Origin of the sequence: Vibrio xiamenensis (genome assembly GCF_900100015.1) — a bacterium.
Classification (GTDB): domain Bacteria; phylum Pseudomonadota; class Gammaproteobacteria; order Enterobacterales; family Vibrionaceae; genus Vibrio; species Vibrio xiamenensis.
This window is the reverse complement of record NZ_FNDD01000014.1, coordinates 60,447-85,987: the sequence shown is the minus strand read 5'-3', so window position 1 is coordinate 85,987 and position 25,541 is coordinate 60,447. Positions and strand designations below refer to the sequence as shown.

At 46.8% G+C, this 25,541-nt stretch carries 20 protein-coding genes; 14 read left to right on the top strand and 6 right to left on the bottom strand.

The window, feature by feature from the left end:
- The first annotated feature begins 75 nt into the window (after positions 1–75).
- Positions 76–2,934, top strand: a complete 2,859-nt coding sequence (locus tag BLS03_RS12790) for a valine--tRNA ligase (RefSeq protein WP_093274501.1) — start codon at positions 76–78, stop codon at positions 2,932–2,934.
- Between the two features lie 57 nt (positions 2,935–2,991).
- Here BLS03_RS12790 and BLS03_RS12785 read toward each other — a convergent pair whose 3' ends face one another.
- The 4 genes from BLS03_RS12785 to rluA form a co-directional block, all read right to left on the bottom strand.
- Positions 2,992–3,984 (bottom strand): M48 family metallopeptidase, encoded by a 993-nt coding sequence (locus tag BLS03_RS12785; RefSeq protein WP_093274500.1) that lies wholly within the window; start codon positions 3,982–3,984, stop codon positions 2,992–2,994.
- Entirely contained in the window at positions 3,984–5,156 is a 1,173-nt protein-coding gene (locus tag BLS03_RS12780) for a YjgN family protein (RefSeq protein ID WP_093274498.1), read from the bottom strand. The genes BLS03_RS12785 and BLS03_RS12780 overlap by 1 nt, the downstream gene beginning before the upstream one ends.
- A gap of 255 nt (positions 5,157–5,411) precedes the next feature.
- Positions 5,412–6,374 carry a D-2-hydroxyacid dehydrogenase gene (locus tag BLS03_RS12775; protein WP_093274496.1) on the bottom strand — a complete coding sequence of 321 codons (963 nt, stop codon included), beginning with the start codon at positions 6,372–6,374 and terminating at the stop codon, positions 5,412–5,414.
- Positions 6,375–6,406: 32 nt separating this feature from the next.
- Positions 6,407–7,144, bottom strand: a complete 738-nt coding sequence (rluA, locus tag BLS03_RS12770; RefSeq protein ID WP_093274494.1) for a bifunctional tRNA pseudouridine(32) synthase/23S rRNA pseudouridine(746) synthase RluA — start codon at positions 7,142–7,144, stop codon at positions 6,407–6,409.
- A 199-nt stretch (positions 7,145–7,343) separates the two neighbouring features.
- Here rluA and BLS03_RS12765 point away from each other — a divergent pair, with 199 nt between their 5' ends.
- Complete coding sequence (locus BLS03_RS12765) at positions 7,344–8,621, top strand: NRAMP family divalent metal transporter (protein ID WP_093274492.1); 1,278 nt, start codon at positions 7,344–7,346, stop codon at positions 8,619–8,621.
- Positions 8,622–8,698: 77 nt separating this feature from the next.
- Here the strand turns inward: BLS03_RS12765 and rapA are convergent, their stop codons facing one another.
- Positions 8,699–11,608, bottom strand: a complete 2,910-nt coding sequence (gene rapA, locus BLS03_RS12760) for an RNA polymerase-associated protein RapA (protein WP_093274489.1) — start codon at positions 11,606–11,608, stop codon at positions 8,699–8,701.
- A gap of 446 nt (positions 11,609–12,054) precedes the next feature.
- On the opposite strand from rapA, the gene BLS03_RS12755 reads away from it, so the two are divergent.
- From BLS03_RS12755 to BLS03_RS12730, 6 genes are all read left to right on the top strand, one after another.
- Positions 12,055–13,431, top strand: a complete 1,377-nt coding sequence (locus BLS03_RS12755; protein WP_093274487.1) for a PhoH family protein — start codon at positions 12,055–12,057, stop codon at positions 13,429–13,431.
- A gap of 223 nt (positions 13,432–13,654) precedes the next feature.
- A complete protein-coding gene (locus BLS03_RS12750) occupies positions 13,655–14,365 on the top strand; it encodes a DUF4396 domain-containing protein (RefSeq protein ID WP_093274485.1) in 711 nt (236 codons plus the stop codon).
- Positions 14,366–14,505: 140 nt separating this feature from the next.
- Positions 14,506–15,510, top strand: coding sequence for an ornithine carbamoyltransferase (gene argF / locus BLS03_RS12745; protein ID WP_093274482.1), 1,005 nt, complete (start codon positions 14,506–14,508; stop codon positions 15,508–15,510).
- Between the two features lie 215 nt (positions 15,511–15,725).
- A complete protein-coding gene (pyrB, locus tag BLS03_RS12740) occupies positions 15,726–16,655 on the top strand; it encodes an aspartate carbamoyltransferase (protein WP_093274479.1) in 930 nt (309 codons plus the stop codon).
- Positions 16,656–16,669: 14 nt separating this feature from the next.
- Complete coding sequence (pyrI, locus tag BLS03_RS12735; RefSeq protein ID WP_093274477.1) at positions 16,670–17,131, top strand: aspartate carbamoyltransferase regulatory subunit; 462 nt, start codon at positions 16,670–16,672, stop codon at positions 17,129–17,131.
- Between the two features lie 114 nt (positions 17,132–17,245).
- Complete coding sequence (locus BLS03_RS12730; RefSeq protein ID WP_093274474.1) at positions 17,246–17,635, top strand: RidA family protein; 390 nt, start codon at positions 17,246–17,248, stop codon at positions 17,633–17,635.
- Between the two features lie 70 nt (positions 17,636–17,705).
- Here BLS03_RS12730 and djlA read toward each other — a convergent pair whose 3' ends face one another.
- Positions 17,706–18,566 carry a co-chaperone DjlA gene (gene djlA / locus BLS03_RS12725; RefSeq protein WP_093274470.1) on the bottom strand — a complete coding sequence of 287 codons (861 nt, stop codon included), beginning with the start codon at positions 18,564–18,566 and terminating at the stop codon, positions 17,706–17,708.
- Between the two features lie 148 nt (positions 18,567–18,714).
- On the opposite strand from djlA, the gene lptD reads away from it, so the two are divergent.
- The 6 genes from lptD (at position 18,715) to BLS03_RS12695 (ending at position 25,498) form a co-directional block, all read left to right on the top strand.
- Positions 18,715–21,051, top strand: coding sequence for an LPS assembly protein LptD (lptD, locus tag BLS03_RS12720; protein WP_093274467.1), 2,337 nt, complete (start codon positions 18,715–18,717; stop codon positions 21,049–21,051).
- 50 nt (positions 21,052–21,101) lie between these two features.
- Entirely contained in the window at positions 21,102–22,394 is a 1,293-nt protein-coding gene (gene surA / locus BLS03_RS12715) for a peptidylprolyl isomerase SurA (protein WP_093274461.1), read from the top strand.
- Complete coding sequence (gene pdxA / locus BLS03_RS12710; RefSeq protein WP_093274458.1) at positions 22,384–23,379, top strand: 4-hydroxythreonine-4-phosphate dehydrogenase PdxA; 996 nt, start codon at positions 22,384–22,386, stop codon at positions 23,377–23,379. Before surA ends, pdxA begins: the two co-directional genes overlap by 11 nt.
- 7 nt (positions 23,380–23,386) lie before the next feature.
- On the top strand, positions 23,387–24,193 hold the full coding sequence (gene rsmA / locus BLS03_RS12705; protein WP_093274454.1) for a 16S rRNA (adenine(1518)-N(6)/adenine(1519)-N(6))-dimethyltransferase RsmA: 807 nt from the start codon (positions 23,387–23,389) through the stop codon (positions 24,191–24,193).
- 68 nt (positions 24,194–24,261) lie between these two features.
- A complete protein-coding gene (gene apaG, locus BLS03_RS12700) occupies positions 24,262–24,642 on the top strand; it encodes a Co2+/Mg2+ efflux protein ApaG (RefSeq protein ID WP_093274451.1) in 381 nt (126 codons plus the stop codon).
- Between the two features lie 43 nt (positions 24,643–24,685).
- Complete coding sequence (locus BLS03_RS12695; protein WP_093274448.1) at positions 24,686–25,498, top strand: symmetrical bis(5'-nucleosyl)-tetraphosphatase; 813 nt, start codon at positions 24,686–24,688, stop codon at positions 25,496–25,498.
- Positions 25,499–25,541 lie beyond the last annotated feature (43 nt).

The window sequence follows — 25,541 nt, the reverse complement described above, 5'->3', positions numbered from 1 at the left end:
CCACACCACATTGGCTTGAGTTTATGCATGTGTTCAAAGCTCGCTGCGCAATTATGATGAGGAAAAATGAGCGCTATGGAAAAGACATACAACCCAACTTCAATCGAACAAGCTCTGTATCAAGCTTGGGAAGAGAAAGGCTACTTTAAGCCGCACGGTGACACGACGAAACAATCATTTAGCATCATGATCCCGCCACCAAACGTCACGGGTAGCCTGCACATGGGCCATGCTTTCCAAGACACGATCATGGACACCCTAATCCGCTGCGAACGCATGAAGGGCAAAAATACCCTTTGGCAAGTCGGTACCGACCACGCAGGTATCGCCACGCAAATGGTGGTAGAGCGTAAGATCGCCGCAGAAGAAGAGAAAACCAAACACGATTACGGTCGTGATGCGTTTATCGACAAAATCTGGGAATGGAAAGGCCAATCTGGCGGCACCATTACCAAGCAGCTACGTCGCCTTGGCGCGTCTGTGGATTGGGACCGTGAGCGCTTCACGATGGATGAAGGCTTCTCCAACGCCGTTCAAGAAGTGTTTGTGCGTCTTTACGAAGAAGATTTGATCTACCGTGGTAAACGCTTGGTTAACTGGGATCCAAAACTGCACACTGCGATCTCTGACCTTGAAGTTGAAAACAAAGACAAAAAAGGTCATATGTGGCACTTCCGTTACCCGCTTGCGGATGGCGCTAAGACAGCAGAAGGCAAAGACTACATTGTTGTCGCGACTACGCGTCCAGAAACCGTACTCGGTGACACTGGCGTCGCGGTAAACCCAGAAGATCCTCGCTATAAAGACCTGATCGGTAAAGAGATCATTTTGCCATTGGTTGATCGCCGTATTCCAATCGTGGGTGACGAACACGCCGATATGGAAAAAGGCACCGGCTGTGTGAAAATCACGCCAGCGCACGACTTTAATGACTACGAAGTCGGTAAGCGTCATCAACTGCCAATGATCAACATCCTGACCTTTGATGCCAACATTCGCGCCGAAGCGGAAGTGTTTACTACCAACGGTGAACCAAGTGATGCCTACCCTGCAGATATTCCAGCGCAATACCAAGGCCTTGAGCGTTTCGCAGCGCGTAAAGCCGTGGTTGCAGAATTCGAACAGCTGGGTTTACTTGAAGAGATCAAAGATCACGATCTTACTGTGCCTTACGGTGACCGCGGCGGCGTAGTCATTGAGCCTATGCTCACTGACCAATGGTACGTGCGCGCAGCACCTCTTGCGCAAGTCGCAACCAAAGCGGTTGAAGATGGCGAAATCCAATTCGTGCCAAAACAGTACGAAAACATGTACTTCTCTTGGATGCGTGACATTCAAGACTGGTGTATTTCACGTCAGCTATGGTGGGGTCACCGCATTCCAGCTTGGTACGACAACCAAGGCAATGTGTATGTCGGTCGTAGCGAAGACGAAGTGCGCAGCAACAACAACCTTGAATCTGTAATTGAACTGCGCCAAGACGACGACGTTCTAGATACTTGGTTCTCATCTGCACTATGGACTTTCGGAACTCAAGGCTGGCCTGAGCAAACTCCAGATCTCAAAGCTTTCCACCCATCAGACGTATTGGTAACGGGCTTTGACATCATCTTCTTCTGGGTTGCGCGCATGATCATGATGACCATGCATTTCATTAAAGATGAAAACGGCAAACCACAAGTACCGTTTAAAACCGTTTACGTTACCGGTCTTATCCGTGATGAGAACGGCGACAAAATGTCGAAGTCCAAAGGTAACGTACTTGACCCAATCGACATGATTGACGGCATCGACCTTGAATCTCTAGTTGAGAAGCGCACCGGTAACATGATGCAGCCTCAACTGGCGGCTAAGATCGAGAAAAACACGCGTAAAACCTTTGAAAACGGTATCGAAGCCTACGGTACTGACGCGCTACGCTTCACTCTCGCCGCGATGGCCTCTACGGGCCGTGATATAAACTGGGATATGAAGCGTCTTGAAGGTTACCGTAACTTCTGTAACAAGCTGTGGAACGCGAGCCGTTACGTATTGATGAACACCGAAGAGCAAGATTGCGGCTTCAATGGTGGTGACATCGAATACTCTCTTGCCGACAAGTGGATCGAATCTCAGTTCGAACTTGCCGCTAAAGAGTTCAATGGTCACATCGATAACTTCCGCCTTGATATGGCAGCGAACACCATTTACGAATTCATCTGGAACCAATTCTGTGACTGGTACTTAGAGCTGACTAAACCGGTATTGTGGAAAGGTAACGAAGCGGCGCAACGTGGCACGCGTCGTACCCTGATCACCGTACTTGAGAAAACGCTGCGTTTGGCGCACCCAGTGATTCCATACATCACAGAAACCATCTGGCAAAGTATCAAGCCTTTGGTTGATGGTGTGGAAGGTGACACCATCATGCTACAAGCGTTGCCTCAATACGATGAAGCGAACTTCCATCAAGAAGCACTGGATGATATCGAATGGGTGAAGAGCTTTATCACCAGCATTCGTAACTTGCGTGCAGAATACGATATCAATCCAGGTAAACCTCTGGAAGTGATGCTCAAAGCCGCTAGCGAAACCGATGCTGCGCGCGTTAGCGCCAATGAACAAGTATTAGTATCACTCGCCAAACTTGAAAGTATTCGCGTACTGAAAGATGGCGAAGAGACACCAGCCTGTGCAACGGCACTGGTTGCGAAATCTGAATTAATGATTCCAATGGCTGGCATCATTGATAAAGACGCAGAACTGGCTCGCCTTGACGGTGAAGTGAAGAAAACTCTCGGTGAAATCAAGCGCCTAGAAGGCAAACTGGGTAACGAAGGTTTTGTGGCGAAAGCGCCTGAAGCGGTAGTTGCTAAAGAGCGTGAAAAGCTTGAAGGCTACAAAGAAACATTAGCCAAACTTGAAGAGCAGAAAGTCACCATTGCCGCTCTTTAATTAAGAGTTTGACAAAAAAAGCAGCGCTAAGGCGCTGCTTTTTTATTGCTAATCACATTAATGGCTACGCTCGATTCGCTCTTCCATATTGGGGTGAGTACTCAACCATTCAGGCGCTTCTAAGCCGCCCTGTTGTTTGAGTAACAAAAACACCTCACCAAGGCTGTTCGCACTGCCATACAGGGTAATTAAGGCTTGGCGTGCGAACGCATCCGCTTGCTGCTCATCACCGCGAGAGCGACGATTGGCTAACAGAAATACCCCTGCGCCTGCCATATTATCAATCACCCCACTCGCTTCCCCTGTCATCAGCGCGACGGCAACCGAAATGATGCTCGACTCGACCAAACGCGTCATCATATGGCGATGGTAAACATGACCAAGCTCATGCAGTACGATTGCGTCTAACTGTTGCTCGGTTTTCGCCAAATTAACCACGCCATCCAAAAGCACAATCGTGCCTCCTGGCAGTGCAAACGCATTGGCTTGCCCGTCGTCGGAACGAAACTCGATATTGACCTTATATGGCATTGTGGGAAGCCTAGGTAGAAAATGATCCACACGACGACGAATCTCAGCCTGCCGCTGAGTTGAAAGGTTGGATGGCTGACAATAGTGATCAAGGGTTGCCAGCACTTTATCTCCCAACTGCAAAGCCCAAGGTGTCGGAATCGCTTGCGCGGTTTTATGACTGACCCAAGGCAGCGCATATTGGTAACCACCAATCACCATCACGGCGCACAACATAATACTGCCAGCCCACGCCAACCAGTTCGACTCGAACCAATCCAAGACAAATGCCCAAGGCCGCGTGGGAGCCAGCCAAGTATCTAGCTCTGGCGTTCGCGGTGTGACAAACACTCGTCCGTCTGGCAAGCTGATGCGAATCGGCCTATCACCAACCGGATCACTAAACGTCACTTCATCAGCTGAGTAACTGAGCATTCCACTGTGGGTGATGAGCAGCCACTGCGAATCTGACTGATATTGAAATTGCGCCGCACTGCGCTCTGAACTGCGCGGCGCAAAAACATGACCACTGAGTTGCATTAACCGATGCCTAGATTTAAATCAAAAGCTTGAGCCAATTCATCAGAAATAGCGGAATCAACGTTTGACGGTTGATCATAAGAGACCAACAGAGACATATCTCCCACCACTCGCGTGTTATCTGCCACGTAGCGAGCGGAGCGCACCATGACCCAAGGCCTTGCAAATCCTAAGCTAACGACTTGTAATAGGAAATTAGACAGGATCAACCACATATAACCGCGCGTATTAAACTGAGAAATAAACGTCAATTTAAGTTGAGAGGTTTCACTGTGAGTAAGCAGCATACACGAGAACAGATAATTACGAACTCGCGATGCGGTGTAAGCGGTTAACGCTAAAGTGATGAGTATAAAGCCAATGTACATCATTACGAACGGCATCACTTGGTCGATACCAAAACTTGGCATCTGACCTTGCAACATATCGGTAATTCGGCCGCCAGAGAAACTGGACGCGATGGTAACAATACTTAAAGCAATGAAGCCCAGTATTCCGTAAGCCATCGCCGAAAAGTAAATTTTGCTAAATACCCCTTGCTTGATATCCGCAGAAAATGCCCAGTCACCATAACGGTAACCATTAACAAAATAGCGCATCATTCCGCTTACCACCCAAGAATACAGCAGCGCCATGACGATCAGAGCCCCAAGCCCCAAAATCACCGATAGCACAATAGAAACCTGGGCAGTCACGGTGATGACGACAATATACAGCGCCATCAACACCAAAGCGCCAATACCACGTCCTAAGATGTGTTTGTAGGCTAATGCCAAAGAGCCTTCAAACGAAAAATGCACATTGCGGTAACTGGTCATCGCAGAATCAAAACGCGCATTACTCCACAGCAGCCAAGGAAGAGCGAGATAGAAACCAAGTAGCATTATCGCTGAAATCGGACCGCTGGTTTGGCTGACTAACGCCCAGACGAGAACGCACACTAAAGCGACAAGTCGTCCTTTGAGAATTTGCCCTGGCGTACCGTGATATTCAAACACATCACCGGCAAGCTCGGTACTGCCATAAAAATAACGTTTGGTACGAACTTTGGCCCAAGCCGAATAAATACCCAAAGTGACGATAGAAAGGAAAATATTGACTATCCAAATACCCAAATAGGTTTCCCCCTGACCTTTAAAGATCAGAGGGTTAATATGCTGATTGTTATCCATGAGTTTGTTGTTCCTGACGTTGTTATAATTGTATCTAGCCATAAATAAGCAAAACATTGCCTATTTAAGATTACCAATTAGCGCACAAACATTCATCAAACTCATGCAATTGAATGGGTAAAATTCACAAAAAAACCACCTCATTTAACTAACAAAACTATCAGCATTTAGCGTTAGTTTAAAACCGGCCGTTTAGAGGGTGATTTGGTTAAATTATTGAGTAATCTAACAATTAAATTATTAAAACGATGCGCTTTAAACGATGCGGTTTTGTTGTTCGCCGCGCTCAAAGGCCGCAATATTATCGATAAGGATCGCCACCAACTTTGAAATCGCCGAATCACTGCCCCATGCAACATGCGGCGTCAGTAGCAAATTAGGCAGAGCGCTATTTGCTAGCAGCGGATTGGAATTATCGGCAGGCTCTTGAGTAAATACATCTACACCCGCGCCTGCAATGTCCCCTTGTTTTAAGGCGTTAACTAGCGCACTTTCATCCACCAAACCGCCACGCCCAGTATTGATTACAACAGCGGAGGATTTCATGGTCTTCAGCTCATCGGCCCCAATCAGGCTTTCGGTCTGCTCATTGAGTGGGCAATGCAGCGTCAACACATCCGCCTGCTTGAGCACTTGTTCAAATGGTGTAAAGCCCTCACGGCACGCCTTAGCACCTTTACGTTCGGCAAACAGCACATGCATGCCAATCGCTTTGGCAAGTGACGCCGTTGCTTGACCCAAGGTGCCACTGCCGACAATACCAAGCGTTGAGCCGGCAATGTCATTAATTGGATGAGTAAAAAAGCAGAACTGACCGCTGCGCTGCCAGTGGCCATCGGCGATATCTTGATGATAAGCAAATAAGTTGCGGCGCAGCGCAAATATCATTGCGACCACATGTTCCGGTACAGACTGAGTCGCGTAACCTTGAATATTGGTTACCGCAATATTGTTAGCGCGGCACGCTTCAATATCGACATTGTTATAACCGGTCGCCGACACGGCAATCAGCTTAAGATCAGGAAGTTGGGATATCAGTTCGCCTTTGAGTACCACTTTATTGGTGATCACCACAGTCGCATCGTAAATACGCTCAATCACTTGCTCTGGCGTGGTAGTGTCATATTCGACCCATTGGTGATCAAATGGCAGATGAGGCACATGAATGTGCGCAGGAATCGTGGCGCGATCCAGAAACACGATTTTAGGTAACGACATAACACTCTCCTTGAGCTACCCAACATCCTTATTTATGGCTTGGGCAGAGTTTTATAATCCGGCAGCTTTCTCTCTGGGTCAAAGTAATCAAAGATCATCTCTTCGCCCTCAGGATAAAAATCACAAGCCACAAACAGGCTTCGCAGCCAATGGCTACGAGGGTGATAAAAACTTAATTCTGCGGCGTGGAGCTCTAACCTATCAGAAAACGCAAAAGCTTGCTCGGATGCGTAAAACTCATCGCCAACAATCGGATGTCCGAGCGCTTGCATGTGCACGCGCAACTGATGAGAACGTCCTGTTACCGGCAATAAACGGACAATCGTCGTTTGCGCTTCACGCTTAACGACCTGATAAAAAGTTTTCGCCGGTTTACCATCTTGGTAGCAGACTTTCTGGCGCGGCCGATTTGGCCAGTCACACACAAGTGGAAAATCTAACTCACCTTGCTCGTTTTCAACCTGCCCCCAAACCCGCGCGTAATACACTTTATGCGTTAAACGATATTGGAATTGCTTCTTTAACGCCGATTCAGCGCGTTTGTTTTTAGCAAACACCATCAGCCCAGAAGTGTCCATATCAAGGCGATGCACAACTTGAATTTCAGGATAAGTTTGTTGCAAGCGACTCCACATACTGTCGTGATGCTCGGCCAAACGCCCTGGCACTGACAATAATCCTGAGGGCTTATTGACCGCCAAAATGTGCTCATCTTGATAAATTATTTCAACCCAAGGATCGGTCGGTGGGTTGTACTCTTGCATCGCCATTAAAGATGTTCTCTTGTCAAAAATCGCCGCGATTATAACAGACTCAACATCATCCCAAACCCCAAACTGTCAACCTGGAAATACCAAAATAAAAAAATAAGTAAAATTAGTTTGACACAATTATCACATGTGATATCCATACCATCTATTGACAAAAACTATAAAACATAATGCAAACACACACGTATAAGGATTAACCATGGAGAATGCTGCCGAATATCGGCCCGCCGAAGGGCGAGCTTCCCTGTCGCAATTTGTAAAATCATTGGGCCCCGGAATCATGACTGCTGCCGCTGCAGTTGGTGGGTCACACTTAGTCGCTTCAACTAAAGCTGGTGCGATTTATGGCTGGCAACTCGCCGCACTGATTTTGCTCGTCAACCTATTTAAATACCCATTTTTTCGCGCTGGTGTTCAGTACACCATGGGCACTGGTGAAAGCTTAGTTGAAGGCTACTCAAAACTCGGACGCCCATATTTGTGGGTGTTTACGCTGTTAACTACGGTTTCCGCCGTGGTAAATACCGCCGCGCTTGCACTATTTAGTGCCAGCTTGCTCGGTTACTTTATTCCCGTTGAGCTTTCAATGGGAACACTAAGCGCAATCGTCTTGTTCACTTGCTTGGCAATTCTGTTCGCAGGTCACTATAAAGCACTGGATTCACTGTCTAAAATCATCATGGCCGTTTTGACGATTGCGACATTGAGTGCGGTGGTCATGGCATTTTCTAACAGCGCTGCACCTGCGGTTGCTGCTGCGGAATCGCCATCACCTTGGACCATCGCCGCGATCGGTTTTATCGTTGTGACTATGGGTTGGATGCCTGCGCCAATTGAGATCTCTAGCCTGACCTCAATGTGGCTTAAGAGCCAACGCAGCCAACAAAATGTCACTGCGCGCTCTGCTCTGCTCGATTTCAACGTCGGCTATATTGGTACTGCGCTGCTGGCGATTGTGTTCCTCGCATTAGGCGCTTTGGTACTGCACGGCTCTGGTGTTGAACTGTCGAAATCTGGAATTGGCTTTTCTCATCAATTGGTTGGTATGTACGCTTCAACCATTGGCGAATGGTCTCGCTACTTGATTGCGGTCATTGCTTTCTTCTGTATTTTCGGCAGTACCATTACGGTTATCGACGGCTACGCACGAGTGATTTCTGAATCGCAACGTTTGCTACGCGGCCAAGCCAAAATGAATGGCAAAACCACTCAATACTGGATGTGGTCTGTCTCTGCGCTCGCCTTAGCCATTATTCTATTTTGGGCATCAGCACTGATTCCAATGCTGAACTTCGCTATGGTACTGGCGTTTATTACCACGCCTTTCTTCGCATTGCTGAACTTCATTTTGGTCACCAAAACACCACTGCCAAAAGCGTTGGCTGTGGGCACTAAATTGAAATGGCTATCGATTGCTGGTTTGATTTACCTATTCGGTTTCCTTGCACTATTCGTATGGTGGAAATGGTTGATGTAATTCACCATCGATAACATCCGCGATCAAAAAAGGCCTTCATATGAAGGCCTTTTTATTTGCTGATATGTCATTGGTTATCAGTTGTGTGACACTACAATCACACGCAGCGAATCCAGCTGATACTGAGCACGTTCAATATAGCTATTTAGCGTGTTCATCTGCTCATCCAGTGCAGTGATCTCTTCATCACGAATATTGGGGTTGACCGCTTTCAACGCTTGTAAGCGCTCAAGTTCGCTATTTAAGCGGCTGTGCATATCGCGCTGCGCCTGCTCACGTACCGCATCGACTTTAGCTTTGATCAGCTGTTCACCCGCTTCAATCAAATGATGAATTTGCGGCTGCACTGAGGTTACTAACTTGCTGGCTAAATGACGATTCACTGGGCTTAACTGGCGGTTGAAGCCTTCAAATTCCACTTGCTCAGACAAATCATTACCTTTTTGATCCAGCATCAAGCGAATCGGTGTTGGCGGTAAAAAGCGGCTAATACCACTGCTTTTCGGCGCCTGAGCATCAACCACAAATACCAATTCAAGCAGCAGAGTACCAACTGGCAGCGCTTTGTTTTTCAGTAAAGAAACCGCAGAAGTGCCGACACCTTCGCTCATCAGCAAATCGATCCCGCCTTGAATCATCGGGTGTTCCCAACTGATAAAGTTCATGTCTTCACGAGAAAGAGCCGTGTCGCGATCAAAGGTAATCGTCGCGCCTTCATAAGGCAAACCTGGATAACTTGGCACCATCATATGTTCTGATGGCGTAACAACAATGGCGTTGTCGCCTTTATCATCTTGATTAAGACCAATGGTATCAAACAGGCTAAGCGCAAAAGTGACTAAGTTGGTATCGCCATCGGTCGCTGCGATACGTTCAACGATGTCATGCGCTTTATCTCCGCCGTTAGAATGCATCTCAAGTAAACGGTCGCGGCCTTGTTCCAACTGAGCTTTGAGCGATTTATTTAGCTTCGCTGAACTATCAATAACCTCGTCCAACTCACTGGTATCGCCACTGGCGAGCATTTCAATCACAGCACTACCATATTGATCAAATACGGTGCGACCGGTTGGACAAGTTTCAGCAAAGGCATTCAGGCCTTCGTTAAACCAACGCGCCAAAATCTCTTGCGACGTACCGCGTAAATAAGGCACAAAAATGTCGATGTCGCGCAACTGACCGATACGGTCCAAACGACCAATACGCTGTTCCAGTAAGTCTGGGTTAACCGGCAGATCAAACATCACCAATTGGCTGGCAAACTGGAAGTTGCGCCCTTCGGAGCCAATTTCACTACAGATCAACACTTGAGCGCCGCCCTCTTCCTGAGCAAAGTAAGCCGCGGCTTTGTCTCGTTCAAGAATCGACATACCTTCATGGAATACGGTCGCGCGAATACCTTCGCGTTCGCGCAGTGCCTGCTCTAATTGCAGCGCAGTACTGGCACGTGAAGCGATCACCAAAATCTTCTCACTGCGTTTTTCAGTGATTTTTTCCAATAGCCAATTTACGCGCGGATCAAACTGCCACCAGCTTGCTTCATCGCCTTCAAATTCTTGGAAAATTTCTTCTGGGTAAAGGTTTTTCACCGCTCGAGCTTCAACACTCATCTTGCCGCCAATCATGTTAGCAACACGCATTGAAGTCGCGTATTGAGATGGAATATCCATCGGCAACAAGTTCACATGGCGTTTAGGAAAACCTTGAATTGCGGCACGCGTGTTACGGAATAACACGCGCCCAGTACCGTGTCTGTCCATCAAGTTGTCGATAAGCTCTTGGCGCGCAGCCGCTTTTTCTTCTTCATCCGCATCGCTGTTTAAAATGCGGTACAAAGGTTCAACATCTTGTTCAGAAAGTAGTTCGGTAATCTTATTTTTTGCGTCATTTTGAAGCTGCTCGCCCGAAAATAGTGCAGCAACGGCATCAGCAACGGGTTCATATTGAGCTTCTTCTTCAACGAAAGCTTGGTAATCGTAAAAACGATCCGGATCAAGAAGACGCAAACGGGCAAAGTGGCTTTCACGGCCAAGCTGTTCTGGGGTTGCGGTGAGCAGCAACACGCCAGGCGTATTATTGGCAAGGCCTTCAATGATTTGGTATTCGCGGCTTGAGTTGTCTTGGCTCCATTCTAAATGGTGGGCTTCATCGACCACCAACAGATCCCACTCACCTTCCAGCGCTTGTTCAAAGCGTTGGCGGCTTTTGCGAATGAAATCTAGCGAGCACAACACATACTGCTGAGTATCAAAGGGGTTTTCACCTTCTGCGACGCTTTCGACACAGCGTTCTTCGTCAAAAATCGAGAAATGGAGGTTAAAACGGCGCAGCATTTCCACCAGCCATTGATGCTGAAGTGTTTCCGGAACCACAATCAGAATTCTTTCCGCTCTGCCGGAAAGCACTTGCTGATGAATGATCATGCCCGCTTCGATGGTTTTACCCAAACCCACTTCATCGGCCAACAACACACGAGGGGCATGACGACGTCCGACTTCATGGGCAATATAAAGCTGATGAGGAATCAAGCCTGCGCGCATACCACACAAGCCGCGCATCGGGCTTTTGTGTTGTTGGTATTGATTAGTGAGCGCGCGGTAGCGCAGCACGAAATTGTCCATACGGTCAATCTGGCCGGCAAACAATTTGTCTTGTGGTTTGTTAAAACGAATCTGGTGGCTAAGCATGATCTCGCGCAGTGCGACACCTTGCTCTTCGCTATCTTCACGCGTACCGATATAGGTAAATAGTCCGTTATCTTCGACCACTTGCTCAACCGCCAAAAACCACCCTTGTTGACTTTCAATTTGGTCACCCACGTTAAAGGTGACTCGGGTTACGGGCGCATCGTTACGTGCATACACTCGGTTCTCTTCTGATGCAGCAAACATCAGAGTCACAGTGCGCGCATCCATCGCCACCACTGTACCCAATCCCAAATCACTTTCCGTGTCGCTGATCCAGCGTTGCCCCAAAGCAAATGTCATGAATCGACTACCTCACCTTTTGAATAATGGAAATTAAGAGTCTGTTATCTTAATTGTTCCCAGCCAAGAAAAAAGCAACAAACACGCGAAATTAGGTTTGTGCTCGGCTGAGAAAAAAGGTCGCTAATATTACTGCAAGCCGTGATACAGGTCACGAACAAACACCCTAAAAGCACCGATTTTTTTTCGTCCTTTTGCATGACGTCAAAATGTCATAAATGAATGGCAAATCTATCCGTGAGTGTAGTCAAAATTGAATATACTCAAAATGAATAGGCCAAGTGCACATATCACCTTTTTGGCACGGGTTATGCTTTATTCATAACGGGAACCATACGGGTTTGCAGCTTGTCGTCATCACTTCTGCTAGTCCCCATACAGCCTAAGTGAAAGCGCACTGCAAGCATCTATTGCTAAGCACGCCGCAATGCGGCAAGGAGACGCTTATGGGCGATACCGATCGGAAACTGTTTGTACTTGATACCAACATTCTGCTTCACGAACCTCTTGCCATTTACTCCTTCCAAGAACACGATGTGGTCATTCCCATGACCGTCCTCGAAGAACTAGACCGAATCAAAGATAGCAAACGGGATGTTGCTAGAGACGCTCGCGTCGCGATTCGCGCACTAGAAGATTTGTTCCGCGATGCCACACCGGACCAAATTTCAGAAGGCATTCCTTTTTCCAAACAAGGTATGACTACCGGGCATATTTCGATTCTGGCCGATTTTGAACTGCAAGAGACAGTCAAAGCGTTTGCTGACAAAGCCGGTGACAATCGAATTCTGAATGCAGTGTTATATTTGCAAAACAAACGCGCCCCTCGCGAAGTGGTGTTGGTGACCAAAGACATCAACATGCGACTGCGAGCCAAAGGTGCCGGTGTTCGATTCGTCGAAGACTACCGTACAGACCAACTGATTGATGATGTCCAATATCTCACCAAGGGATTCCAGCAAATCGAAGGCGATTTCTGGAGTAATGTCAGCGAAGTTCAAACCAAGAATTTAGCCGGAAAAACCTTCCATACTCTGGCTAGAGAGCCGTTTGAGCCAACCTATATCAACCAATATGTTATTGATGAAGAAAGTGATTTCGCGGGTAGAGTAGAAGACATCACTCCAGAGGAAATCACCCTAAAAGATCTCAGCCGCGAGCATATGATGCACCGCCGCGCTTGGGATATCACCCCAAAAAACATCTATCAAGCGATGGCACTTGATGCCCTGCTTGACCCGGATATTGATTTAGTGATTTTAACCGGCGCGGCCGGTAGCGGTAAGACGCTGCTCGCAATGGCGGCTGCGCTTGAACAAACGATTGAAAAGAATCAGTTTGATAAAATCATCGTCACTCGCAACACGCCAGATATCGGTGAATCGATCGGCTTCTTACCGGGTACGGAAGAAGAGAAGATGATGCCGTGGCTTGCAGCCGTTACCGATACGCTTGAAGCGCTGCATAAACACGACCACTGCACAGAAGGGTCGTTAAAATACATCTGTGATAAGGCCAACATACAGTTTAAGTCGATTAACTTTATGCGTGGTCGTTCGATTCAAAATGCATTCGTCCTCCTGGATGAGTGCCAAAACTTAACCGCTTCACAAATCAAAACCATCATCACCCGCTGTGGAGAAGGTACCAAAATTGTCTGCTCTGGTAACTTGGCGCAGATTGACTCCCACTATTTGACCCCGGTGACATCCGGTCTAACCTATATGGTCGAACGATTTAAGAATTTCGAAGGCAGTGCCAACATTCACCTCAATGGTGTGGTGCGCAGTCGCTTGGCGGAATTCGCAGAAGAAAACCTCTAACTTCCACTGAATCATGCAAACGCTTCTTCGGAGGCGTTTGCTAGCCCCCCCCTCTTACAAACGTTTTACTATCCACTCCCTTCGCGTTGACCAACAAACCGACGTCGCTTAGTCATAAATAAGTTTGGGACTTACGACTCATTTGCATTTTGCTGGACAAATTGTTGCAATGAATGCGTGTTTTCAAATCTATTCGTACCACGATAAGAAGGAGAGCTGCCCTATGATTCCAACTTGGATAACGTTAATTTCTTATCTTTCCATCACACTAGGCGTGATATGTGCCGCTTATATTCGATGGGATGTAGCTAAACATCCACAAGCTATGCAGATAATGAATTGGGTTTGGCCGTTGTGCGCTTTATTTGGTCATCTCTTGGTACTGTTTATCTATCTGCGATATGGTCGCGTTTCTGCACATTCACATTCTCAACACCATGGTCACTCCCAAACTCCTTTCATTGTTCAAGTCATCAAGGGGGCATTTCACTGTGGAAGTGGCTGTACTCTTGGAGATATCATTGCCGAAACACTGGCGTATTTAGCTCCATCTGTCGCCGTTTTATTTGGTTGGCATTGGCTATTTAAAGACAAGATATTTGCAGTGTGGGGGCTAGATTTTATTCTCGCCCTTAGCATTGGTATCGTATTTCAATATTTGGCAATCAAGCCCATGAGCAATATGAGCCGACCTCGCGCGCTCATTCAGGCCTTCAAAGCCGATTTTCTTTCACTGATCGCTTGGCAAGTCGGTATGTACGGTTTTATGGCATTCGCCCATTTTTATCTATTCGCTCAGAAACTCCATACACAACTAATTATAAACTCGGCCAGTTTTTGGTGGATGATGCAAATAGCTATGGTGTGCGGGCTCATCACAGCATTTCCCGTCAACTATCTGTTAATCCGTCGAGGCGTAAAAGAAGCGATGTAATCGATAACAAAACAGAATTTATAGTCATAAAAAATGACTTCTTATCGAAATTTAGGTTATTAATTAAAATAATTATTCACAATAACCTAATATTTATGTTTAACTAGGGTCATTATTTGATGGTATCAAAGGACCCGCATATGGCGTTCAACTTACGTAATCGTAACTTTTTAAAACTACTGGACTTTTCGCCTAAAGAAGTGCAGTTTTTGCTCGATCTGGCCGCTGAGCTAAAAAAAGCCAAATATGCGGGTACAGAACAAAAAACCTTAGTCGGAAAAAACATCGCGCTGATTTTTGAAAAATCCTCGACACGCACTCGCTGCGCCTTTGAGGTCGCTGCTTTTGACCAAGGGGCACAAGTTTCTTATATCGGTCCTTCTGGTTCGCAAATTGGCCACAAAGAATCGATGAAAGACACCGCTCGCGTGCTTGGACGCATGTACGATGGCATCGAGTATCGCGGCTATGGACAAAGCATCGTCGAAGAGCTCGGTCAATTCGCTGGCGTTCCGGTTTGGAACGGTCTGACCGATGAATTTCATCCCACTCAGATCTTGGCGGATTTTCTTACCATGCTCGAATTCAGCAATGGTAAATCACTCAATCAACTTAGCCTTGCCTACCTTGGTGATGCGCGCAATAACATGGGCAATTCGCTGATGGTTGGCGCGGCAATGATGGGCGTTGATATTCGCTTGGTTGCGCCTAAAGCTTTCTGGCCCGACGACCACTTAGTTGCTCAGTGCCAAGAACTGGCCGAGCAAAGCGGCGCAACCATCACCTTGACTGAAAATGTCGCCGAAGGTGTCAAAGGCTGTGATTTCTTATACACCGATGTGTGGGTTTCCATGGGTGAAGCCCCAGAAGCTTGGGATGAACGAGTAAGCTTACTTAAGCCTTATCAAGTCAATATGGACGTCATCAAACTGACGGGGAATCCACGAGTGAAATTTATGCACTGCCTACCCGCCTTTCATAATGATGAAACCGAAATCGGCAAACAAGTTGCGGAAAAATATGGCATGAATGGCCTTGAAGTGACGGACGAAGTGTTTGAGTCGGATTACTCGATTGTGTTTGATGAAGCAGAAAACCGTATGCATACCATTAAAGCGGTAATGGTCGCCACTTTAGGTCACTAATTTGCTCACAAAAACCTTGAGGTAATCGTTTGCAAGCGTATAATGCTCGGCAATTTGTCTGAGGGATATGAAATGACGCTGGGTATCGTAGCGACAATGCGACGCACTTTCGGTAAGCCAAATGGCTTACGTGGCCTCATTTTTTGTTATTCTTCTGAATATGTTAAAGCCTCCCGTAATGGGGGGCTTTTTTATTGCTTGAAGGAAAGAAGATTATGACCAACACGCTTTATCACAAGCACATTATCTCCATACCAGAGCTTTCACGCCAAGAACTGGAGCTGATCGTACATACCGCTGGCGAGTTAAAGGCGAACCCAAATCCAACCTTGATTAAAAACAAGGTGATCGCCAGCTGCTTCTTTGAACCTTCAACGCGTACGCGCTTGTCGTTTGAAACCGCGATTCAAGGCATTGGTGGCAGTGTGATCGGTTTTGATAGCGCGGGTAACACGTCACTGGCGAACAAAGGCGAAACCCTCGCTGATTCCGTACAAGTGATTTCTTCCTACGTTGATGCATTTGTGATGCGTCACCCGCAAGAAGGCGCAGCCCGTTTGGCTTCTGAATTTTCACACGGCACACCGGTTATCAACGCAGGCGACGGGGCCAACCAACATCCAACTCAAACGCTGCTAGACCTATTCACTATATCGGAAACTCAAGGTCGCCTAGATAACCTCAACGTCGCGTTTGTTGGCGATTTGAAATACGGTCGTACCGTGCATTCGCTCACTCAAGCACTGGCTAAATTCAATAATATTCGCTTCTACTTTATCGCGCCTGAAGCGTTAGCGATGCCAGATTACCTGTGTGAAGAGTTGGATGAAGCAGGCATCGAATACAGCTTGCATACCGACATGGAAAGCGTGATTCCAGAGCTGGATATTCTGTATATGACGCGTGTACAAAAAGAGCGTTTTGATGAATCTGAATACGCACACATCAAATCAGCTTACGTGCTCAATGCCGCGCTACTAACAGAAGCACGCAGCAACCTTAAGGTACTTCACCCACTGCCACGCGTCGATGAAATCACCATTGATGTCGATAAAACACCACACGCTTACTACTTCCAGCAAGCGGAAAATGGTGTCTATGCTCGTGAAGCCTTATTAGCACTTGTACTCAACGAATCACTGTAATCGAGGACGTTATCATGGTTAAAGAAACACAATTACAAGTTGAAGCGATTAAAAACGGTACAGTGATCGACCACATTCCCGCGCAAATTGGCATTAAAGTGCTGAAATTATTTGCGATGGACAAATCGGAGCAGCGCGTCACCGTCGGCCTTAACCTGCCCTCTTCTGCACTTGGCAGCAAAGACTTACTCAAAATTGAAAATGTCTTCATCAATGAAGAGCAAGCAAACAAGCTGGCACTGTATGCACCGCATGCCACCGTCAACCAAATCGAAAACTACGAAGTGGTGAAAAAACTGGCTTTGGAACTGCCAGAGCACGTTCAAGGGGTTTTTCAATGTCCAAACACCAACTGCATTACTCACAACGAACCTGTCGATAGCAGCTTTCGCGTATTTGAAAAACACAATGAGATTCGTCTCAAGTGTAAATATTGCGAAAAAGTCTTCTCTCGCGATGTGATGACGGAAAATTAATTTCCGCCACTTTGCCGATGCGCTGCCGCGAAGTCGCTTGGATTTTACCTTTACCATTCAAGTATTTCGCGGCACACTGTTTTGAGCGTTTAACCTCAACATATGGATATAACAATGACAAAAGTTCTTCATACCGAATCTGCACCAGCGGCAATTGGCCCATACGTACAAGGCGTTGATCTTGGCAGCATGGTGATGACTTCAGGCCAGATTCCGGTCAACCCCACCACAGGTGAAGTGGCTGCGGATATCGCCGAGCAAGCATTGCAATCACTGAATAACGTCAAGGCAGTGGTTGAGTCTTCTGGTCTAAGTGTGGCTGATATCGTAAAAATGACGGTTTTTGTTAAAGATCTCAATGATTTTGGCACAGTCAATGAAGTATATGGCAAGTTTTTCGATGACCACAATGTCGCGAATTACCCAGCGCGATCTTGTGTCGAAGTTGCACGTTTGCCTAAAGATGTTGGCATCGAAATCGAAGCGATTGCAGTGCGTAAATAACGGTTATGCTTACAAAAAAAGGCGAGCTAAGTGCTCGCCTTTTTTATTACTATCTCGCGTTAATATGCGATTACTTAAAACCTTTCACTTTCTTGATTAAGTCATAAGCGCGTTGAATTTCCTGGGATTTTTCTTTAGCCATATTCATCATCTCCGGCGGTAGACCTTTGGCCATCAGTTTGTCCGGATGATGTTCATTCATCAGCTTACGATACGCACGCTTTACTTCTTTGCCATCGGCATTCTCACTGACGCCAAGCAGGTTGTAAGCATCCGCCAGTTGGTCGGTTTGACTGGCTTGTTGCCACTGCCCCGAATACTGACCGCCACTCTGCTGGCCGGAGTAATCTTGTGAGCCACCGCGCTGAAAACGAAACGCCGCTTCTTGCATGCGCAGACGCTGCTCAAGTTGTTGAGAAGAGAAGCCCAAACCGCGCGCGACTTTATGCAGTAAGTTACGCTCGCTCGGATGAATATCGCCATCGGCAAACGCCGCCGAAATTTGCAACTCTAAGAAAAACTGCAATAAGTCAAAACGACCACCGGTTGAAATGCGTACTTTTTCCAACACATTTTCTAGCGGGAAGTCCACCGCTTTACCGTCACGAAACGCCTCTTGCGCCGCGCGGCGTTGCTCACCGTGCAAATTCATTCGATCCATCATCGCACTGGCGAGTTGAATCTCTTCTTTGGTCACTTGGCCTTTCGCTTTCGCTACGTGCCCCATCACCGCAAACGCGGCCTTAAAAAACTCCTCCTGACGCTCTGCTTGGCTCGGTCCGGAACCAAAACTGCCAGTTCGAAATCCGGCTTGGTTCAAACGGCGTGCTTTGTCGAACTGATGCCCAAGGAATAACCCAAACACCGCCCCCAAAGGTCCGCCAAATAAGAAGCCAAAAAAGGCGCCAAGAATTTTGCCAAAAAACTGCATTATGTGCTCTCAATGTCTGAATTTTTTTATCGTAACGTGGTCTGATAGTGCCGGAAGCGTTAAATTCCTTTATGATAGACCCCGTTTTAAATCACATTCGGTCATCTACTTACCGGATCACTCAAGTTGAACAGGATAGTAAAACTCGATGTCATGTTTTTCCCGCACCTTTTTAGCTGCTTCCGTGAGCGCTGCGCTGTTTATTCCGCAGACTCAAGCAGAATCGATGCCAGATGCTAGTGTGCAGGATCTGCCCACTACAGATCAATGTTTGATCAATGAACCCGAGCCAGAAAATCCCACTCAACAACCCATAAATGTGGAAGCGGATTCCCTTGAAGCCATTAACGGTGACAAAGCCGTCTATAAAGGCAATGTTGTTGTTACCCAAGGTAAAAAGCGTATCAATGCGGATCGCGTTACTTTACATCAAAAAGAGAACATCGTGGTGGCCGAAGGCGATGTTAATTTTAATGATGGGCAATTTAAAACCGTTTCAGACAAAGCCACCAACAATCTAACCACCGAACAAGTCACACTTGAAAACACCAAATACAAATTTTTGTGTGAACCTGGCCGTGGTGAAGCGGTTTACGTATCCAAAACAGGCAAAGCGGTTTACGAAATTCAAGATGGTTCATTAACATCTTGCCCTGAAGATGACAGCTCTTGGCGCCTTGTTGCCACCAGCATCGACGTCGACCAAGACGAAGATGAAGCGACCTTCTATAACCCGCGTTTTGAAGTGCAAAATATTCCGGTCTTTTACCTGCCATTTTTGACCGTGCCGATTGGCGATACGCGTAAAACAGGCTTCTTATACCCAACTGTTTCTTACGGTTCAAGCGACGGCTACGAATTCGAAATTCCAGTGTATTGGAACATTGCCCCAAGCCTCGATCTTGAAACTACGCTTAAGTACATGGACAAACGCGGTGCGCAATTAAACAGTAAATTCCGTTATTTGACCGACTTTGGCCGTGGCTCCATTACATCTGAGTATCTACCAGACGATAGCAAGTATTCAGAAAAAGGCGCGCGCTGGGGGGTTCAATACGAACACAGCGGTATCTTCGATAAATCGTGGAAGTTCAATATTGACTACTCCAAAGTCAGTGATATTGACTATTTCACCGACCTCGATTCCAGCATAGGTAATCGCGAAGACGGTCAACTGATGCAAGAGTTTATTGTTAAATATCGCTCAGATTCTTGGGATGCGTCGATTCAAACCCGTGATTTCCAACTATTAACCTCTGGTAGTAGTGCGCCTTATCAGCTTATGCCACAGCTCGATTTTAACTATTACGCTCCAGAGCTAATGCGCTATCTAGACTTTGATATTAAGAGTAAAGTTTCACGTTTCGAAACCGACAACTCCTCTAAGCCATCAGCAACTCGCGTACATATTGAACCGGGCTTAAAAGTGCCACTGGGCACAACTTGGGGATCATGGACCACAGAAGCCCGCTTACTCGGCACTTACTATCATCAAGACCTCGATGGCTTAAATCTGAGCTCGAGTAGCTTTAGTGGTTACGATCTACAAGAAGAGGTTTCGCGCGTCATTCCTGAGTTTCGTTCACATGCCGGCATCGTACTCGAGCGTGATACCGTCGTACTCGACAACTACACTCAAACCCTTGAGCCGCAAATTCAGTATCTGTATGTACCAAAGACCGATCAAAATGATATCTATCTTTACGATACCACTTTGCTACAAACCGATTACTACGGCCTGTTCCGTAGCCGTCGCTACAGCAGCGTCGATCGCATCGCACCGGCCAATCAGCTTAGCTACGGCGCATCAACACGCTTCTTTGATAGCGCGTATAAAGAACGCTTAAGTCTGTCCTTTGGCCAAATTTTTTATATCGACCAAGAATATAAAGATGCCGAGGGAACTGATAACGCGAAGCACGACTCCAACTACTCAGCACTCGCGGTTGAACTCGATTTTAACTACGACGATTACCTGTTCTACCACGGTGGTATTCAATACGACATCGATAGCAACGCCATTCAATTTGGTAACAGTACGTTGGAATATCGATTTGATGGCGGTTACATTCAAGGTAACTACCGTTACGTAACTAAAGAGTATATTGAAGAAACGGTTGACCTCAACCTTGATGCTTTGACCGAAGATGGTATTTCTCAAGCGGGTTTACTGACTTCATACCAACTGTCACGCAAGTGGCAATTCAACGGTCAGTACTTCTATGATTTGACCACCGATCAAGATCTTGAATGGTTGGCAGGACTTCGCTATACCTCAGATTGCTGGTATATCGGCTTTAGTTATTCTAACCGATTGAAAGACTGGGATCCTTCGTTCAGTAAGTACCCAGATGCGGATCCTGAGTATGAAAATGACTTCCAAGTTAATTTTGGAGTTGTCGGTTTCGGTACTAACGTAGGAACAAATTTATCTACAGGTTCCAACTCCTTAGGTTACGGTCGTCCGTTTATCTTAAATAACTAATGAATTGAAATGGCCTGCTCTAAGCAGGCCAAACAACAGTAGGACAATACATGAAGTTGTGGAAACAAACCCTAATTACACTGGTCGCGCTATGTAGCCTAGCTGTGCAAGCGGCGCCCCGTGAATTAGATCGTGTCGCGGTTATCGTCAACAAAGGGGTCATCCTGCAAAGTGACATCGATACCGCGCTAAAAACTGTTAAAGCCAATGCTAAAAGTAGTGGTCAAAGCTTACCGGGCGACGATGTATTACGTGAGCAAGTAACGGAAAAATTGATCACCGATACCATTCAACAACAAGAAGCAAAGCGGATTGGGGTGCGAATTGACGATAGCCAACTCAATCAAGCAATCGCTGACATCGCGCAAAAGAACCATCAAAGCCTTGATCAGTTGAAGGCTTCTATTGCTGCAGAAGGCCTCAATTACCAAGACTTCCGCGAGCAAGTGCGTGATGAAATGGCCGCTTCAGAAGCTCGTAATGCACTGGTTCGTCGCCGTATTAACATTCTTCCAGCCGAAGTTGACAACCTTGCGACTCTGCTTGCTCAAGAAACCAATGCCACAGTGCAATACAAAATCGGCCACATTCAACTGCGTGTTGATGATGGCGATGACAAAGCCGCTGTTGAAGCCAAAGCCAAAGACCTCGTTGCCCAGTTAAATAAAGGTGCGGACTTTAACCAACTGGCTTACACCTACTCGAAAGGCCCGAAAGCGATGCAAGGTGGTGATTGGGGTTGGATGCGCAAAGAAGAAATGCCAACGATTTTTGCCGACCAAATCAAGATGCAAAATAAAGGCACCATTATTGGCCCATTTCGCAGTGGCGTCGGTTTTCATATTCTGAAAATCGAAGACGTCAAAGGCCTAGAAACCGTGGCAGTCACTGAAGTAAACGCTCGTCATATTTTGATCAAGCCAACCGTGATTCTTAGCGATGAAGGGGCGAAAAAAGAACTCAATGACTTTATTGAGCAGATCAAATCAGGTAAAGCGACATTTGGCGAGCTCGCTCATCAATACAGCCAAGATCCCGGTTCTGCCGCGCAAGACGGAGAATTAGGTTACCAAACGCCAGATCTCTATGTTCCTGAATTTAAACATCAAGTCGAAACATTGCCAGTTGGTCAAATCAGTGAACCATTTAAGACCGTTCATGGTTGGCACATTGTTGAAGTTCTTGATCGCCGTGAAGTCGACCGCACCGATTCAGCACTGAAAAACAAAGCTTATCGTATTTTGTTTAGCCGTAAGTTCAACGAAGAAGCCAGTGCTTGGATTCAAGAACTGCGCGCCAGTGCCTACGTAGAAATGGTCAAGGAAGACGAGAATGACGGTTAAGCGAATTGTCATTACTGCTGGTGAACCTGCGGGCATTGGTCCAGATCTGGTTTTAGCTTTGTCTCAGGAAAATTGGCCACATCAATTAGTGGTGTGCGCCGATAAAACGCTACTCTCTCAGCGCGCAGCCGAACTTGGTATTCAAGTTAAGTTACTTGAATACCAAGCCAACCAAGCACCAACACCGCAGCAAGCGGGCTCATTGGTGGTTGAACATATTGCTTTGGCAACCAACTGTACGACGGGCAAGCTCGATGAGGCCAATGGCCACTATGTATTGCAAACTCTTGAGCGAGCAGCCAAAGGCTGTATGAGCAAAGAGTTCTCTGCCGTGGTAACTGGACCTGTACACAAAGGGGTCATTAACCGCGCCGGCGTGGCTTTTAGTGGCCATACCGAATTTTTTGCCGAGCAATCCAATACACCACTCGTGGTTATGATGTTGGCTACCGAAGGGTTAAGAGTGGCGTTAGTCACCACTCACCTGCCACTTTCCCAAGTGCCGCAAGCGCTGACCGAGCAACGTCTTGAGCAGATCATTGCGATTTTAAATCATGACCTCACCACCAAATTCGCCATCGCTAAACCCAAAATATATGTGTGCGGCTTAAATCCGCATGCCGGTGAAGATGGCGTACTTGGTCGTGAAGAAATTGAGACAATTACGCCAACTTTAGATAGAATCCGCCATCGCGATGGAATTGATCTGATTGGCCCTCTTCCGGCTGATACGATCTTTTCTGAAAAATACCTTAAAGAAGCCGACGCTGTGCTGGGTATGTATCATGATCAAGTTCTGCCCGTATTGAAATACAAAGGGTTTGGACGTTCAGTAAACATCACTCTTGGTCTACCCTTTATAAGAACATCGGTTGACCACGGTACCGCGCTTGATCTTGCAGGGAAAGGCACCGCGGATACAGGGAGCTTCAAAACAGCCTTAGATCACGCCGTTGAGCTGGTCGAGAAAAGCGAAATAATTTGAGAACACTATGAAAAATGATGTCCACTTAGGGCACAAAGCGCGTAAACGTTTTGGTCAAAACTTCCTTAATGATCCATATATTATCGATGGCATTGTTTCAGCCATTAATCCAAGGCCGGGTCAAAACTTAATTGAAATCGGTCCAGGTTTGGGGGCAATTACCGAGCCTGTTGGCAAATTAGTTGATAAATTTACGGTTATTGAACTAGACCGAGATCTGGCTGAACGTTTACGTAACCACCCTGATTTGGCAGAAAAACTGACGATTCATGAAGGCGATGCAATGCGTTTTGACTTCACTCAACTGGTGAAGCCAAATAACAAATTGCGTATTTTTGGTAACTTACCATATAACATTTCAACGCCTCTTATGTTCCATCTCTTTGAATTTCATAAAGAGATCAGCGACATGCATTTCATGTTGCAAAAAGAAGTCGTCAATCGTTTGTCGGCAGGTCCTGGCAGTAAAGCCTATGGCCGTCTAACGGTAATGGCGCAGTATTACTGTAAAGTCGTACCGGTATTGGAAGTACCACCAACGGCATTCGTTCCGCCACCAAAAGTCGACTCAGCGGTGGTGAGACTTGTGCCTTATGAAGAGTTACCGCATCCAGCTACCAATTTAAAATGGCTGGATCGTGTGTGTCGTGAAGGCTTTAACCAACGCCGCAAAACCGTGCGCAATTGCTACAAAGGCCTGCTCGATGATGCCGCATTTGAACAACTGGGAGTAAACCCAGGCGTGCGTCCAGAGAACCTGACGTTGGAGCAATTTGTCGCCATGGCGAATTACTTGGATGCCAACCACGCATAATTGCCAATAAGGCCATCGAATTCGATGGCCTTATTTATCGCATTGCGCTTTGTTTAAGGAGTTTACCTATGGATGCTTCTACCCCTTGTATTAAAGTTCAAGTCCACACCAAGTACATCGCTGAGCAATCAAATCCTGAGCTCAAGCGCTATGTATTCGCCTACATTATTACCATCAAAAATCTTAGCTCTCAAACCGTTCAACTGCGTAGCCGTCGCTGGCTGATTACCGATGCCAACGGTAAGCAAATGACGGTGGAAGGTGAAGGCGTTGTCGGCCAGCAACCTTTTATTCCTGCTCGAGACGAATACACATACAACAGTGGTACAGCACTCGAAACCCCAGTCGGGGTGATGCAAGGCCAGTACATTTTGGTGGATGAAAATGGTCAGCAATTTGAGACTGAAATCGAGCCATTTCGCTTAGCGGTTCCCAACGTGCTAAATTGATGTTTTTACTTTTTTGATGCTTTAAGCGCTATGCGGAGGTTGTGTGGCAAACTACATTGTCGGTGATATTCAAGGTTGTTTCGACGAATTACAAAGCCTGCTGCGTTCCGTCGATTTCTCTCCATCACAAGATACCCTGTGGCTCGCAGGCGATTTGGTTGCTCGAGGGCCAAAATCGCTAGAAACACTTAGGTTTGTTAAAGCTCTCGATAGCAGCGCTAAAGTCATTTTGGGCAATCACGATCTGCATTTACTTGCGGTCTCGCAAGGTATTCATGCCGTCAAACCCAAGGACAAAACCGCCAATATTCTTACCGCCCCCGATAGTCAAGAACTCCTCACTTGGCTGCGCCACCAACCCCTTTTGGCCGAACATGAAGAATTTGTCATGTGTCACGCTGGCATCTCACCACAATGGGATTTAATCACTGCTCGCGCTGCGGCGCGTGAAGTTGAAGCCATTTTACAAAGTGATGATTGGCGTTGGTTAATTCACCAAATGTACGCGGATAAACCGGATTTATGGACGCCCGAACTCACTGGTTTGGAGCGTTATCGCTACATCATTAATGCGTTCACCCGCATGCGTTTTTGCGATGCACAAGGTCGTTTGGATATGAGCTGCAAACTGCCGCCATCTCAAGTCAACGATGATAATCTCATGCCTTGGTTTCGCGTTCCATCACGCATTGAGTTGGAAAAAGTCGTGCTATTTGGTCATTGGGCGGCGCTCGAAGGCTACCATGGAGAACAAGTGATTGGTCTTGATACTGGTTGTGTTTGGGGAGGAAGCTTGACTCTGCTGCACTGGGAGACTCAACACTTAGTTACCCAACCCGCGCTAAAAGAGAAATAAGCAAAAGGCCAGTCACATGACTGGCCTTTTCGTAAACCGCGAA